At 28.0% G+C, this 16,650-nt stretch carries 15 protein-coding genes; 3 read left to right on the top strand and 12 right to left on the bottom strand.

From position 1 onward, the window contains the following. Positions 1 to 176: 176 nt before the first annotated feature. The 6 genes from JJC02_04445 to JJC02_04420 form a co-directional block, all read right to left on the bottom strand. A complete protein-coding gene (locus JJC02_04445) occupies positions 177 to 2,789 on the bottom strand; it encodes a sigma 54-interacting transcriptional regulator (protein UDN55435.1) in 2,613 nt (870 codons plus the stop codon). Between the two features lie 358 nt (positions 2,790 to 3,147). Then, entirely contained in the window at positions 3,148 to 4,092 is a 945-nt protein-coding gene (locus JJC02_04440; GenBank protein UDN55434.1) for an ABC transporter ATP-binding protein, read from the bottom strand. Continuing rightward, complete coding sequence (locus tag JJC02_04435; GenBank protein UDN55433.1) at positions 4,085 to 5,110, bottom strand: ABC transporter ATP-binding protein; 1,026 nt, start codon at positions 5,108 to 5,110, stop codon at positions 4,085 to 4,087. The genes JJC02_04440 and JJC02_04435 overlap by 8 nt, the downstream gene beginning before the upstream one ends. A 74-nt stretch (positions 5,111 to 5,184) precedes the next feature. Continuing rightward, positions 5,185 to 6,753, bottom strand: coding sequence for an ABC transporter substrate-binding protein (locus JJC02_04430; GenBank protein UDN55432.1), 1,569 nt, complete (start codon positions 6,751 to 6,753; stop codon positions 5,185 to 5,187). Between the two features lie 112 nt (positions 6,754 to 6,865). Beyond that, positions 6,866 to 7,777 (bottom strand): ABC transporter permease, encoded by a 912-nt coding sequence (locus tag JJC02_04425; GenBank protein UDN55431.1) that lies wholly within the window; start codon positions 7,775 to 7,777, stop codon positions 6,866 to 6,868. Beyond that, positions 7,761 to 8,786 (bottom strand): ABC transporter permease, encoded by a 1,026-nt coding sequence (locus JJC02_04420; protein ID UDN55430.1) that lies wholly within the window; start codon positions 8,784 to 8,786, stop codon positions 7,761 to 7,763. The genes JJC02_04425 and JJC02_04420 overlap by 17 nt, the downstream gene beginning before the upstream one ends. A gap of 320 nt (positions 8,787 to 9,106) precedes the next feature. Here JJC02_04420 and JJC02_04415 point away from each other — a divergent pair, with 320 nt between their 5' ends. Both JJC02_04415 and JJC02_04410 read left to right on the top strand, forming a co-directional pair. Beyond that, positions 9,107 to 9,508, top strand: coding sequence for a winged helix-turn-helix transcriptional regulator (locus tag JJC02_04415; protein UDN56376.1), 402 nt, complete (start codon positions 9,107 to 9,109; stop codon positions 9,506 to 9,508). Positions 9,509 to 9,510: 2 nt separating this feature from the next. Beyond that, complete coding sequence (locus tag JJC02_04410) at positions 9,511 to 9,909, top strand: TIGR03987 family protein (GenBank protein ID UDN55429.1); 399 nt, start codon at positions 9,511 to 9,513, stop codon at positions 9,907 to 9,909. A 219-nt stretch (positions 9,910 to 10,128) separates the two neighbouring features. Here the strand turns inward: JJC02_04410 and JJC02_04405 are convergent, their stop codons facing one another. The 5 genes from JJC02_04405 to JJC02_04385 form a co-directional block, all read right to left on the bottom strand. After that, complete coding sequence (locus JJC02_04405) at positions 10,129 to 10,353, bottom strand: NifU family protein (GenBank protein UDN55428.1); 225 nt, start codon at positions 10,351 to 10,353, stop codon at positions 10,129 to 10,131. A gap of 34 nt (positions 10,354 to 10,387) precedes the next feature. Continuing rightward, a complete protein-coding gene (locus tag JJC02_04400; GenBank protein UDN55427.1) occupies positions 10,388 to 11,755 on the bottom strand; it encodes an amidohydrolase in 1,368 nt (455 codons plus the stop codon). 83 nt (positions 11,756 to 11,838) lie between these two features. Further along, positions 11,839 to 13,374 (bottom strand): hypothetical protein, encoded by a 1,536-nt coding sequence (locus JJC02_04395; protein ID UDN55426.1) that lies wholly within the window; start codon positions 13,372 to 13,374, stop codon positions 11,839 to 11,841. A 22-nt stretch (positions 13,375 to 13,396) separates the two neighbouring features. After that, positions 13,397 to 13,840 (bottom strand): hypothetical protein, encoded by a 444-nt coding sequence (locus tag JJC02_04390; protein ID UDN55425.1) that lies wholly within the window; start codon positions 13,838 to 13,840, stop codon positions 13,397 to 13,399. A 104-nt stretch (positions 13,841 to 13,944) separates the two neighbouring features. Next, positions 13,945 to 14,856 (bottom strand): CGNR zinc finger domain-containing protein, encoded by a 912-nt coding sequence (locus JJC02_04385; GenBank protein ID UDN55424.1) that lies wholly within the window; start codon positions 14,854 to 14,856, stop codon positions 13,945 to 13,947. 297 nt (positions 14,857 to 15,153) lie between these two features. Here JJC02_04385 and JJC02_04380 point away from each other — a divergent pair, with 297 nt between their 5' ends. Next, positions 15,154 to 15,507 (top strand): GIY-YIG nuclease family protein, encoded by a 354-nt coding sequence (locus JJC02_04380; GenBank protein UDN55423.1) that lies wholly within the window; start codon positions 15,154 to 15,156, stop codon positions 15,505 to 15,507. A gap of 138 nt (positions 15,508 to 15,645) precedes the next feature. Here the strand turns inward: JJC02_04380 and JJC02_04375 are convergent, their stop codons facing one another. Then, positions 15,646 to 16,587, bottom strand: a complete 942-nt coding sequence (locus tag JJC02_04375) for a cell wall-binding protein Cwp25 (GenBank protein UDN55422.1) — start codon at positions 16,585 to 16,587, stop codon at positions 15,646 to 15,648. Positions 16,588 to 16,650 lie beyond the last annotated feature (63 nt).

Here is a 16,650-nt window from a genome sequence, read left to right as displayed (position 1 = left end):
AGTATTATGCCAGTTTTTTAGACACTTTAAAATGTTGTCATTTCAATCTTATTTATTATCAATCCTTAGATACTTTGTCTAAGTCTATTTATATGTGTCTAATATTAATGTTATTTTAGACTAAAAAAAGATTACCAAATAAGTTTTTATACTCATTGGTAATCTTTTTCGTTTATTTATGCATACTCTAATATTAATAATATTTGATAACACTCTTTTTCATTAATTTCTATATTATATTTTTTATCCAATTGAGATACTATATCTTTTATTTTCCTTAAGCTCTTGTGGTAGTTAAGTATTTTTTCTTTATCAAGCTGTTCAATCTCTCTAGTATTTCCAATCAATCCATCTACCATGAAAGCTAAATGCATTATAAGCCCAATTACTTTATCATATTTTTTTTCTACATTAAACACTAAGAATAATTCATCAGACACATATTTTATATCTTTAAATATTCTATTATAATTAGAGCTTTTTAAGGATGTCTTTAGACCTTCAACTACATCATCATAACCTATACTTATCTTTATGATATTTTTTAATTTGTTTATATTTTCATCCTTATCTATATTTTTTTTGCTAATATAGTCAATTCCTCTAATATTAATTCTTTGTTTATTGATTACTGCTACAATATTGCTACTTTCTTTTAGTTTTGTAATATTTAAACTTAAGTCTTTTTCTGTTTTATATGGGACAGATATAATATCTATTCCATCTAAGTACCTATTCATCTTTTCCTCTAGTATTTTCCTTGTTTTATTATCTACACCTTCTGAAACATGTGATGCTATAATAATTGTTTTAGATAGATTTACTTTATTTTGAACTTCACTAGTTCCAAAATAGTACTTTCTTGTATTAACAATAGAGTTGTATACATCATTTAAAGATAGTCCCATATTAGCTTTTTGAACTGCTTCTAACACAGTTAATGTTGTCACCATAGGAATTACCCTTACTCCACACTTTTTTTCTTTCTTTATAATTTCATCAAAGGAATTTAATGAGCCCATATCTGTAAATAGCAGTACATCTTTATTGTCTATATTGTTAATTAAATTTTTAAAATCTACAATAACTTCATCATAGCTTTTATCTAACTTCATATCAAAAGAAATAGCACTACACTTTCCAATAATGTCATCAACTGCCTTAACCATGCTACTTGCTGTAGTTTCTCCATGCATAGCAACTATAATATTAATGTTATTTACTATTTTATTTTGCTCATCTTGTTTAGCTTGTACTATAAATAATGTAATATATGCTACAGTTTCTATAGACAAAAACAAATCAAATTCATTTTCAATTATTCCAACTATTTTTAATGCTGTTTTAAACTCGCTTCTATTATTTCTTCTAATTTGATTTAAGTCTATATTATTTGTGGAACTACTTTTATCTAATACATTTTTTATATAAATCGCCATTGACTTAAATATTGATTCACTTATATCTATTTCTTCATCCTCTTTAATAATTTGTCTTATTGTTTCACACATGGCTTTAAATTTAACATTATTAAATAGCGAAGCATCTGCTATATTCATTTCTATTGACTCATTAAGATTAGCATTTACTGCATTAATAATATTTATATCATTGTAGTTAATAACTTCTTCTTCTCCTAATGGTGTAAATATAAAATATTCTATATTATGCGTTATAACTTCATCTGCTTTAATAGACTTCTCTCTATAATCATCACTTACTTGATTTATGGATTTATCAAAGTATTTTTTCTCTATATAAATTGGTTCTTTATTATCTATTTTATATCTTAAATATCCATTTGCAACAGCTAATTTTATGTCATTTTGAAGTTGACCTACATTATTTTTACAATCATAAAGTAGTAGTGATTTAATTATTTCTTTATGTACTTTTATTGAAATAGAAATACTTTTTGATTCTTCCTTGAAAAAGTTTTTAACTAATTCTATTCTTTCAATCATTGTTCTATCTCTTAGTGATGGTATTTCTATTTTCATTGGTATTCTCCTATTGAACGTATCTAATAGTGTTGATGTCGGATTTTCTGTAGTTGCACATATAATTAATACTTTAGATTCTCTTTCCTTAGTTGCATCTCCTAGCCTTTTAAATGTTCCATTATCTATAAAAGTAAACAACATTTCTTGACCTTCTGCTGGTAGTCTATGAATTTCATCTAAAAATAATATCCCTCCATTTGCAATTTCCAAAAGCCCTTTTCTAGAAGATTCTGCACCTGTGTAAGCTCCTTGTTCTACTCCAAAAATATGTCCCATAAGTAGTTGTGCATTATTGGCATAATCAGCACAATTAAATGTTACAAAAGGAGCTTTATTTTTTCTAATGCCACTATCTATAGAATAATCGTACATGTACCTAGCAATCATACTTTTTCCTACTCCTGTTTCTCCATAGATAATAGTATGAAGTCCATTTGTAGGATAAAGCACTGCAACTTTACATTTTTCTATTATAGGTCTTAAACTGTGCTCTTTACCTATTAATGTTTCAAAACTATCTTTTTTCATTTTAGTTTCTATTTTTATTTCTTTTTGTGTATCAAATAACTCCTCCTTGTTAAGGTTAAGATTTGCAGGGATATAATATACAGGTCTTCCTTTTATCTTTGTAACCATACCCTCATTGAATAATTGGTTTAAGTATGTACTTATATTGTTTCTTGCAATTCCTGTCTTTTCTGATAATTGGTTAGCTGTAATCCCTTTTTTATTTTCCCTATATGATGATTCTAAAACTTCCATTACTTTATCTTTTTTATATATCATTACAAGCTCCCCTACATTATAATATTTTATTAACTAAAAATTTTATACTCACTTTATTCTTTTAATAAACTCTTATTCTTTAACTGCGATTATAATTTATCAAGCTTACCTTATTTTACTTATAGAAAATTCTTGTAGAAAAAATAAAGTTATTGGTCATTTTTTCTATATTACTATTTTTTAAATTTATGGTATCTTCTTAACAATATATTTTTCTTGTTTTTAATTTTATTATATTTGAATTTATTATATTTGAAAAGTGGAAATAAAAAACCCTATTTTGGAGTAGTTTTAAAATTTGTCCAAAAATAGGGTTTTAGTTTGTATTTCAAATGAACACTTATTCAGTGATTTTATACTAAACAACTTTTAAATTTTGTTGATATTTACTTATATATGATTTAGAAGAGTATACAAAATGCCCATCTGAAACCTCAATCCAGCTTAAGGACTTTTCACTTGAACAATCATATACATTAGAATTATACTCTATTCTATTTCTTGACTTAGCATATCTAGGGTCAGGAATAGGAATTGCAGAAAGTAGTGATTTTGTATATGGATGAATAGGATTATTATACAATTCACTTGAATCTGCTAATTCTACTAATTTCCCATTATACATAACTCCTATACGGTCACTAATATGTCTCACCATAGATAAATCATGAGCTATAAATAAACAAGTTAAATTTTTTTCTTGTTGCAACTTTCTAAATAAATTTACTATTTGTGCTTGTATAGACACATCCAAAGAAGCTATAGGTTCATCAGCTATTATAAATTCTGGTTCTACTGAAAGAGCTCGTGCTATGCCAATACGCTGTCTTTGACCACCTGAGAAATCAGAAGGATACTTATTTGCATAACTTCTATCAAGTCCTACTAGATTTAGCATCTCATATACTTTATTCATTCTCTCTGTTTTGTTTTTACAGATACCTTGAATTTTTAGTGGTTCTGAAATTATATCTGCAATTGTCATACGTGAATTTAATGATGAGGTAGAATCCTGAAAAATAATCTGCATACTTTTATTTACATCTTTCTTTATAAATTTGTATGTCTTTTTATCTGATATACAATTTCCTTTGTAAATTACTTCTCCGCCAGTAGATTCATGTAGTCTTATTATAGTTTTACCAGTTGTAGATTTTCCTGAACCTGACTCTCCTACCAAACCAAATATCTCACCCTTATATATATCAAAACTTATATCATCAACTGCTTTTACAGTAGTGCTTTTATCTAAATGAAAATATTGTTTTAAGTTTTTTATTTCTAGTATTTTTTCTCTATTCATTAGAAATCACCCTTCCACAATTTACTCTAACTGGTATATCTACTTTTGGAGCATCTGGATGCAATAACCAAGTTGCTGCACTATGTGTATCATTAATTTTAAACATTGGTGGTTCTTTTTCATAATCTATTTTAAGTGCATTCTTATTCCTTATTGCAAAAGCATCTCCTTTTGGAGGATTCAATAAGTTTGGAGGCATTCCAGGTATATTATATAGATACTCATCCTGTGAATCTAAAGTAGGTAATGAACCTAATAATCCCCAAGTATATGGATGTCTAGGGTCATAAAATATATCTTCTACTGTTCCTATTTCTATAATCTTTCCTGCATACATGACTGCTATTCTATCAGCTATAGTTGCAACTACACCTAAATCGTGAGTTATAAATATTATTGATAAGCCTATCTTATCTTGTAAATCTTTTATTAAATCAATTATTTGAGCTTGTATAGTTACATCTAAAGCTGTTGTAGGTTCATCAGCAATCAATACATCTGGATTGCAAGCAAGTGCTATAGCTATTACTATACGTTGTCTCATTCCACCTGAAAAATGATGTGGAAATTGCTTAAATCTTTTCTCAGGATTATCTATTCCAACTAATTCAATAAGTTCTATAGCTCTCTTTTTTGCTTCACTTTTACTTATACCTTTATGAATCATTATAGCTTCTGCTATTTGCTTTCCTATTGATATAGTTGGATTGAGAGATGTCATAGGGTCTTGAAATATCATTGATATATTCTTTCCTCTTATGTCTTCCATCTCTTTTTCAGACTTCCTAACCAAATCACTTGATTTAAGTAAAACCTCTCCATTTTTAATGTATCCATTGTATGGGAGTATCCTCATCAAACTCTTACAAAGTACAGATTTCCCACAACCAGATTCTCCAACTATAGCTAACGTTTCACCTTTTTTTAGATTAAAAGATACGTTTCTTACAGCCTGAACTTCTCCTTCTTCTACTTTAAAACTTACAGATAGATTATTAACCTCCAATAAATGTTCCAAAAACCATCAACCCCTATGCTATTCAAACCTTAGGGATATACTTTTATCCCTAAGGCTTCTAATTAATTTCAATACTATTCAATTGTCCAGTCAGCTATGTTCCAGAATATACCTACACCATGATGTCCTAAAACTGTATCAGGTGTTAATCCTTTAATATTTGGTTTTCCAACATATATTGCATCTATGTAAGCAATAAATGTATAAGGCATATCTTTAGTCATTTCTACTTGGAATTGTTTATATAACTTTAACTTTTCATCTTTATTTTCTGTTTCTCTTGCTTTTTGAAGTATTTTATCTACAGTAGGATTAGAGTAAGCACTGTAATTTGCACCTTTATCTGTTCCAAAAACTTTATATGTATGGTCATCTGGGTCAAATGGACTTCCCCAACCTATTAAATGAGCATCTTGATTAGCCCAATCTGTTTCAGTTACAACAACAGCTTTAGCATCAACACCGATTTCTTTTAACTGTTGTGCACATATTTTAGCCATATCAACTCTAACTTGGTCACTCTCACCTGCTGTTATCTCGAAAGCTAATTTAGTACCTTCTTTTTCATAGATTCCATCAGAACCTAATTTCCAACCTAGCTTTTCAATTTCTTGTTTAGCTTTTTCTGGGTTATATTCAAACTTTTCTATATCAGGATTATTATATTCTCCCATTTGTAAAGGTGAATAGGCTGGCACACCATGTCCTAATAATACACTATCAACTATTGCTTTTCTATCTATTGCATAACTTAAAGCGTTTGGTAATCCTTTAGTTTTTTCATCTTTGAAGAACTTAGAATTAAAATTGTATAATATACCTCTATAATCTGCTGTTTTCATTATATTTACTTTAAAATTCTTTTCATCTTTTTCAAAGTTAGACATATCTTTAGGAGTTACTTGAGCTAAGTCTAATTCTCCTGATTTTAATTGCATTGCTTTAGCTTTATCATCTGGAACAATTTTAAATACTACTTTATCTAAACCTGGTTCTTTTACAAAATAATCATTATTCTTAATAAGTGTTATACTTTGACCCTTATCCCATTTTTCAAGTTTAAATGGTCCAGTACCTATTGGTTTTTGATTAAATTCATCAGTAGCTATATCCTTACCTTCTAATGCATGCTTTGGTAATACTCCTACTGTTAGGTAATCAAGCATTGCTGTATTTGGAGCTTTTAAAGTGATTTTTATAGTATTATCATTGACCACATCAATTTTTGTTATATCTTCATAATTTGATGCTATTTCAGAAGCATTGTCTGGATTCATTATAGTTTCTATTGTAAACTTGACATCATTTGCTGTAAATGTCTCTTCATCATGCCACTTAACATCATCTCTTAAATTAAAAGTATATGTATTTGTCGCCTCATCAAATTTCCAGTCCTTTGCTAAACAAGGAACTACTTTATTATTTTCATCATGAGCTGTTAATCCATTAAATATTAGTGAATTTATTTCTCCATGTTCATATAGTGCAGGATTTATACTTGTATAATCATTACTTCCATAAACAAGTACCTTGCCATCTTTAGGTGTATCTGCTTTTTTATCTTTGTCTCCTCCACTAGAACAACCTGCCATTAGACTAAGTATCATTACTAAACTTAAAACTTTTAACTTCTTTAATTTCATGATGCTCCCCCTTTTGCTTTTTATAAAATATTTTTCAAAGCTTTGACCCGATTTATTTAAATAGATATTTCAAATACCTCAGTATTTGCTTATTTAGTACTCAAATATTAATTTATAAATTACTAGATTTTTTATTATTATTCTTTCTTATATAATTACCTATATTAGTTATACACACCAATGTGGTAACCAAAAATATACCTGGAATCAGTATAATCCACCATCTATTTGAAAGTAATGCTTCCTCTGATAAAGATAACATACTTCCCCAAGAAACAATTTCTATAGGTAGACCAATTCCTAAAAAGCTAAGCGTTGATTCAGTGCCAATAGCTGCACCTATGTTTGTTACAACCATGAACATTATTGATGCCACAAAATTTGGAAGTAAATGTTGCCTTAATATATAAAAGAATCCTCCCCCCATACTCTTAGCTGCTAGTATGTATTCGCTATTTCTTATTTGTCTAACCTCTGTTCTTACTATCTTAGATATATTCATCCAACTTGTTATCCCTATTACTATAGACATAGATACTGGATTTGAATTTCCAAGTATAGCTTGTACAAATATTATAATTAATATTGAAGGTATACTAAGTATGATTTCTGTAAATCTCATCATTGCATCATCTACAAGTTCAGATGCAAAGCCACTTATACTACCATAAATAATTCCTATAACAGTTGATATTACAGTGGAAAATAATCCTATAAATAAAGATATTTTTCCTCCATACCATATCATAGAATATATATCTCTACCCATTGAGTCTGTTCCAAATAAAAAAGTTTTATTTGGAGCTAGATTAGAACTTGCTAAATCCATGTATGTTGGCTCATGTGTCATTATGAAAGATGAGAATACACTTCCAATAACTACGATTGATAAAATAATAATCGATATATATGGTAATTCTTTAATTTTTTTAAATAAGGTTTTCTTTGTTTCTATATGTTCATCTTCTGCTAATAAAATATAATCTTCTCCTACAATTTCAAAATCACTATACTGTGGCTTCATTGGCATCACCTCTATCATATTTCATTCTAGGGTCTATTTTATTGTTTATAATTTGAGCTAACATATTCCCAAATACTACTAAAGCCCCTGTTATTAAGCATAAAACTAATAACATATTATAATCATGATACTTTGCACTTTCAAAACAAAGAGTTCCTAACCCAGGATAAGAAAAAACTTTTTCAACTACATAAGTTCCTCCCAGTATATGAGGTATAGAAATAGCCATTATACTGATATACGATGGCATTATATTTCTCAGGCAATGCTTAAAAACAATGGTTCTATTATTTAAACCTTTTGCTTTACATAAAAGTACATAATCTTCTCTTATTTCCTCTAGCAATTTATTTCTTATCATATATGTGTAATACCATAAGTGACTCAATATAAGTACTGTAAGAGGTAAGATTAAATGCGATACCCTACTTAATATGCTGGTTTCTTCTCCCATTGCATAAGCACCACTGCTTGGAAGTATGCTTAGGTTTATACTAAATACAAGTATAAGTACCAAAGCAACCCAAAATGATGGTATACAGTTGGTTATTGTCCCTAATTTGCATATGACTCTATCAACGAGCTTATCTTCATGTAGTGTACAAAATATTCCTAACAATAGGGCTAACACAAAGGTAAGTATATACCCTGAACCACCTAATATTATAGTGTTTATATAGACATCATTTATAACAGAAGTAACATTTTGTTTATATTTAAATGAAATCCCAAATTCTCCTTTTGACGCATTTGAAATCCATTTTATATATTGACTGTATATTGGTTCGTCCAAACCAAGTTTTTTCATAGCATTTTCTTTTTCTTGAGTACTCATTCTTTCTACTCCATCGCCATAGTAAGAAATTAATGGGTCTCCTGGAGCAAGTCTTGCCATGTAAAAAACAACAAAAGATAATAAAAACATTACCAAAATAAACTGCAACAACTTTTTCAGTATATCTTTTAACAAACCCCAATCCCCCCTTTGTTGCAATAAAAAAAACCACATAAAAGCAAACGTCAAGTAACGTTAAAACCTTCGTGGTTCTATTATCATTAAACAAAATTAAATTTTCAATATTTATCTATGAGTTAATTTTAGCACCATTTATTCACTGTGTAAACAAACTTTTTAAAAATTGTTAAAATTTCATCAAATTATTTTATTTATACCTAAAATAAATTTTTTATATTCGTTGTTCATTATTTACTACGAAATTATAAAATTTTAGGTTGACTATATAAGAAAATTATACTATATTAGTTTCTATGCAAACTATTTAAGAGGTGATTTTATTGAAAACTAATTATGACTGTTTTAGAATAGCTATGCTTTTAAAAGAACTCTATTCTAAAACTATGTACACAGTAGAAGAAAATTTTAAAGAGAATAGATTAACACATCAACAGATTATAGTTATAAAACTGATAGCTCATAATCAAGAGCTTACTATATCACAATTATGTGAAGAGATGTCTTTGGCTAAAGGAACAGTTTCAGGTATAATCAGCAGATTAGAACAGATTGGATATATAGAAAAATTCAAAAAATCTGATGATAAAAGAAATACATACGTTAAATTTACAACAACAGGGCTTGAGTTTGCCACAAATTTTAAAATTAAAATGCAAGAAAGTTTTGATGACATCTTTAAAAACTGCGATGAGCAAGAATTAAACGATTTAGTAAAAAATCTTAGAAATATATTAGTAAAAATAAAGGAGAGATAATTATGAATTCTAAATTAATACTTGCAATAGTATTTATAACGTCAGCTTTAATTTTCTACACTATAGGTGTATTTGGAGAAAGAAAGGCTAAAATTTTAAAAAAGAAACATGTAATCATATTTTGGCTTGGTTTGATATTTGATACTTTAGGAACATTTACAATGAGTAACATAGCCAATAGCCACACTTTTGAAGTAAAATCTGTTTTATCACAAAACCTTCATAGTATTACAGGTCTTCTTGCAATTGTGCTTATGCTTTTTCATGCAAGTTGGGCTACTTTTGTCTTATACAAAGATGATGAAGAGAAGAAAAAATTCTTTCATAAGTTTAGTATAGTTGTATGGATTATATGGCTAATTCCATACTTTATAGGTATGTTTATTGGTATGGCTGGATAACAGGGTCTTTAAAATAAAGTGTGTAAGAAATACTGTAGGTGAATTTATGTAAAACAAATTTATCTACAGCCTTCTTTCACACTTTTACATATTTATCTATAATATTTCATTATTTCTTCATACATATATAATATTTTATTGTTTCTACAATATTTCACTATTTTTCATACTTCTTAATTAGATACTTATATATAGCATATATTTAGTGAACTCCAACTATTAAACACCTAATACTTGAGTTACTCCTGGAACTTCACTCACCAAGACATTTTCAATAATAGCTTTGATTGTCATAGTAGCTCCTGGACATCCACTACATGCACCTTGTAGTCTAACTAAAACTACGCCATTTTCATTTACATCTATAAGCTCTACATCCCCACCATCTCTTTGTAATACTGGTTTTATCTTTTCTTCAAGCACTTTTTCAACTTTTTCTCTCATAGCTATTCCCCCCAGAAATATTTTATTACCAAAATTATACCAATGGTTTAAATTTTTGTCCATCTAATGATTTATCAAATTCAATCTTTGCTTCATCAATAATTTTAGTATCCATAAATACATCATAAGCACTACAAGCCAGTACCTTAGCTGAATTTATCATAGCAGAAAATCCTATATTTGAACCTGCTGATGAACATGACTGCCATGTATGACTTGCAATTCCCACTGGCCATGCTGCCATTGCAAATTGAGCCACTGGTATAACATAACTTACATCTCCAACATCAGTAGAACCAGCTAATCCTTTATCTTTGTCTCCATCAACTATCCCCTGATGTATATAGCTTTCTACAATAGATTTATCATTTTGGAATGACGTTGCTACACCTAGTCTTTCTTCTCTAGTAAGAGTATCACATAATTTTTTCGCAAATTCTTCTTCTTCAGGAGTAGTTTTAGGGCAACCAACAAAAACCATATTATTGTAAACCAAATCAGTCAAGCATTGGTTTGGTATATAATCATATATTCCATCTGTAACCTTATACTCCATTTCAGTTTCTGTCATCATTGCTGCTCCTTGAGCTACTTTTATTAATCTATCAAGAACGTGTTCTGCATCCTTTGCTTTTTTACCTCTAATAAAATACCAACTTTCAGCAAAACCAGGAACTACATTAGGTCTTCCACCACCATTAGTTATGACATAGTGCATTCTTATAGAGTCAATAACATGTTCTCTCAAATAATTAGCTCCAACATTCATAATTTCAACAGCATCAAGTGCACTTCTACCATTATGAGGAGCTTGGGCTGCATGGGCTGTTATCCCTTTAAATTTGAATTTAACAGATAAGTTTGCTAGACTTCCACCTCTCCAAGGTGTATTTATATCAAAAGGATGCCATGTAAACGCACAATCCACATCATCAAAACAGCCATTTACACACATAACAGTCTTTCCTCCACCTTCTTCTTCAGCAGGACAACCAAAATATTTTATTGTTCCATTAAATTTATTTTCTTCTATTAATTTTTTTATAGAAACAACTGCTCCTACACCTGCTACACCCAATAGGTTATGCCCACATCCATGTCCAGCTTCTCCTTCTACTAAGGGCTTTCTTTCTGCACTCACACATTGTGATAGCTCTGGTAAAGCATCATACTCTCCAAGTATTCCAATCACAGGTTTACCTTCTCCAAAACTTGCTATAAATCCAGTAGGTAAATTTTCTACTTCTTCAATTTTAAATCCTTTTGATTTTAAGTATTCTTTTTGAATGCTACTTGCATACTTTTCTTCAAAAGCTAATTCTGGATTTTCCCATATTTTCTTAGATAAATCTATTAATTCTTCTCTTATTTCTTCAATATTATTTATGATATACTCTTTCATAATTTTCCTCCAGATATATGTATTTTTAATATGCTTTATAGATTATATTATATACTAACATTCTATTTATTCATAATTTTTTGTTAATTAATTTTATTCATATGTTCTTCTATGGAGTGTATCTTATCTTCACTTTGCTTACTTATGAATTCAATGTATTCCATCTTCCATAAAGTAGTTTCAGTTTTCTTATTTAATATAAATTCTAATAAATTAATTTCTTTCATTCTTATATCCTCATAAAATACTACACTACCCAATATTGCCAATTCTAATTCACTTAATGATGCAAACAATATTGAATACTCTTCTCCAAATAAACATTCAGATTCGAGAATATCGATAAAATCTTTTTTAGCATTTATATTTTCCTTTATTATTCTTATTTTTTCAATTATAGATGCACTATCTAATATTTTATTAAATATCTTTCTAAACGACTCATCATCCAATTTGCTTTCATCATCAATAATATAATTTTCTAAATGTTCATTTTTACTTTTACTTACAGTTACCATACTTTTAAAAGTATTACTTTTTATTGAGCTTATTACAGATTCAATAAATATCTTTTCATATTTTTTAATATATCTTATTAACACTTCGTCTTCTATACTTAATCTTTTTATCAATACTTCAATTGCTTCCATAAGTAGTAAAGTTATTTTTTCATTTATTCTAATTTCTCTATTAATTTCTTCAAAATCATTATAATCCAAGTTATTATCTGCTTCGATATCTAAGTTATCACCTACTTCAATTAATTCAATTATATTACTTTCTTCATAACCCCTAACTTCATCTTCAGCAATATTATTGTATATATTTTTAAATTGTTTTTCTAAAAACTCATATTCATATTCTGAAATTTCTAGATTAGTTGCTTCATTTCCTAAAATCGTAGAAAAAATACAATTATTTATAATAAGTTCAAACAAATTTACAAGTATAACATCACAATCTATTTTATAGGTCACTCCATAATCATAAAATAATTTTTCTCTATCTTTTTTCTTAAATAAGTTACAAAATCTATTTTCTATATCTATACTCTCAATATAATTCTTTACATAATAAATTCCCTGAATGTCCATATCGTCCAACGCCAATGGATAATCTATACTTACTGGAATGTCCTGAGCTTCAAATTTTATAATATAACTTTCAAAGAAACTTGATAACCCTATCAAGGTATCATTATATGCTATTGAGTTGGTATCTAACTTTCTACTCATCATTAGCTCATAAAAATCTTTTAGTCTGACTAAATCTTCCTCTAATATTTTAATACCTTCCAAGTACACTTTTTTAACATTCTTAGCAGTCAACTCTACAACTCTTTTTTCTATATCTCCAAGCTTATTTATATACGCATCAATAGCGTACCATATTGAAATCAATAGTTTTTCGGCAACTTCTGTCTTTACTGATGTGCTTTGACCATTTGTATATTTTTTAATCAAATCTATAAGTATTAGAGATATTTCTTGTTGTATGTTATATACTTCTCTTTCATCTATAACTTTACAATCTAGACATTCCTTAAGTAAAGATATGGAATATTGGTTTTTTATTAAATTATTTTCGTTTATATTAATATTACTTAGATTATTTGACATTTCAAATCTCTCCTATCATACATTAAACTTCTCCAAACTTAAATTTCTTTGCAAATTCATCTGCTTCTCCTCTTACATTGTCTATATTGCCTGCAAACTTTTCATAAAGTTCATCCAATATTTCTATAATCTCATCATCACATATATTGTCATCAGTTTCATTTTTTAAATAATAAAAAATTTCTTGCATATCATTAATACTCTCTAAATAATTGTCCACATTTGTGTACTGTGATGTATATATATTTTCTATTAATTGTTTTGTAACTTTTATATCCAATTCTATTCTTCCATACCCCTTTAAAGTATCATTTCTTGAAGTTATTATATCTTTTACATCAGATTCAGAAAGAGCTAGACCATAATATCTAGATTCTATATTAGTCTCAAGCAATTCATTTCTTTCTATTTCTCTTAAATTCCGATTTATAGAACTCAAAATTACTACCTCAATTAAACTTTTCAATTTTTTTAATAAAAAATACCATCATTCAGATATATAATTTTCTATAACAACTTTTAATCCAGTGGTTATTTACTAAAATCTAAACAATGATATATTTATTAATTTTATTTATCTTTTTTAGCTCTACTTCTACTTTTCTTTACATTTGAACAATTTCTACAAGAAGGTGAGCAGTATTGAGATTTAGAATTTGTAGGAATATAAATCTTACCACAGTACTTGCATTTATTTATAGAAGAAGGTTCACTTGTAATTGCAAAGGCATAAATAGTCTCAATCGCTGTTTTCAAAGAATCAAACTCCCATGCAATAGTTGGTTTATCCAGTTGACTTATAGAAAATCCTATCTTTTGGGGATTAAACCCTCCAGACATAATAGTAACACTTTCAGTTAATAGATTAGATGTATTTTTATATACACAAATTTGATTAAAGTGTTTACACATATCTTTAGCAAAGCTTACAATCCAATCCAGTTGTTCAGTGTAGAACTTTGAAAATACTAAATCTAAAATTAATGGTCTCTTTCCAAAAAACTTGGGAGATTCCTCTCTCTTTGATACATCTATACCTCTTCTATACTTTTTAAAATACACATCTTCATCACTTGCAAATGGTATAAACATATTTACATATTCATCAGTACTCAATATATTTTCTTTTGTAATATAATTCTTTTCAATCATCAGTACTCTTTCTTCTCCAACTATATCTCTATTATATACACTTGAATATATTAAACCCAATAATCCATATTTTTTTACAAATTCAAGTACTTCTTTTTTTAATCTCATTTCTTTCGTCTCTTTTGGTATATCTTGTAGTGCCTCTTGTCCTATACGAATTATATCTACTATTATATCATCTGCAACATCAAATGGATTGTACATAGTAAATACAGCATCTTCAGTTGGTACTATATATAATTCATCTTCTTCAGTAATTTTATATTCATAATCACTATACCTAATCCAATCACTTGCAAAATTCCCTATTAATTCTATTTTTTTATTCATAATAATTATTAACTCCTTTCAATGTAATATATAAATCCATGATTACTATTACATTTTCAGTTTATTCTATATTTTATATATTGTCAACTATTCTTTTTATATTTCTATCATGTTAAAATTTATAATAATCTTTACAACGAACTTATTAACCTAAACACCTTACTTATTAGCAACTAATTCATAATTAAATTTATAAAAACTATTTACATATAAAATTAATATCTTTATAATTTAATATGTAATATATTTTTATTTTTACATATTACATACTAATTATAAAGAGAGGTATATAAAATCATGGATAGAAAACGTGAATTAAAACAATTATACAAAGAAATGAAATTTGACACAGGCGTATTTATAATAAAAAATGATATTACTAAAAAGATTTACCTTGGAAAGAGTAATGATATAAAAAGCAAATTTAACTCCCTCAAATTCCAACTTGGTGCTGGCTCATGTATGATAAAAGATTTAAATAATGATTGGAAAAAATACGGAGAAAAAGCTTTTACATTTGAAGTATTAGAACTTATAAAACATGATGACAAGAAAACTGAAAAAGACTACTTAGAAGAACTAGATATTTTAGAGCTGGTTTGGTTGGAAAAATTAAATGAAGATAATTCTTATGAAATTTATTCTATATAGAAATTGTGTAATATAAGTAAAGAATGGGGTGTCTCAAAAGGAATTTTTTGAGACAGCCTCTTCTTATATAACCTATACCACTATAAATAAATATACTAATTTTTCAAGATGCATATTCATTTTGCTAATAACACTCTATTACTTTTTTACAGCATCCAAACACTGCTCTATAATATTCTTATCACTTATACCTATTGCTGTTACTTTACTAGCTCCATTTAATATACTCTTATCACTTTTATTTGAAACTAAAGCAACAGGAGCATTTTTTGCAAGTGGTGATGCAACTAAAGCATAAACTAAATCGTCTCCACTTGTTACATAGAACTCTTTTGCTCCATTATAAAACTTTTCAATAATATTTTTATTAGTTTGATATCTATCAACACCACCAATTCTAGTTGCTCTGTATCTACTCACTATGTAATCACTTAATGTAGACTCTCCTCCAATAGCATATACTGGAAAAGGAGAAACTCCAAACCATGGGTCTAAATCCGTATCTTCTTCTGCTGAAGGTATATCTTTTGTCAATATTATAGGAGCTCCATCTCTATACGCAACAGACGCAACACTTACTGCATCAGCTTCATCTTTAAATCCATTTACTAAAAACATCTTATCACTGCTTTTAATCTTTTCTATTTCAGCTGCAATTTTATAACTTGTATCCACTCTATCTACTCCATCAATTCTTATAACTTGCATCCTTCTCATAAGCAACATTTTTTCTACATCTTTGCTTATAGAATTCTCTCCACCTATTACATATATCTTAGTAACTCTATTCAGTCTTTGAAGTGTTGCTTCTGGTATATCATCCTTATTAGTTAATAAAATAGCTGCATTGTTTACTCCTGCAAGACCACTGGAAGCAATGCCATCTACCATTGTAGAATCAGCATTGATAAGGATTGCTGTTGTAAAATCTTGATTGTCTGAAATAAGTCCAGCAGTTTCATATTTATCTATCCCTTGAATATTTTCAATCTTATTTAGTGCGTTTATTGATATTGGAAAACTAACACTTAACAATAGTGCTGAAATACCTAACGCTAATACCTTTTTACTAATCCTCATAAGTTACCTCCCTGAAAACAAATATATTTAGTACTAGTATAATATAAAATCACTTAAAAATAG

It is taken from the genome of Clostridioides sp. ES-S-0054-01, assembly GCA_021561035.1.
In the GTDB taxonomy this organism is placed as follows: Bacteria; Bacillota; Clostridia; order Peptostreptococcales; family Peptostreptococcaceae; genus Clostridioides.
Note: the sequence above shows the minus strand (reverse complement) of the source record. Positions and strands in the feature narration are given on the sequence as shown.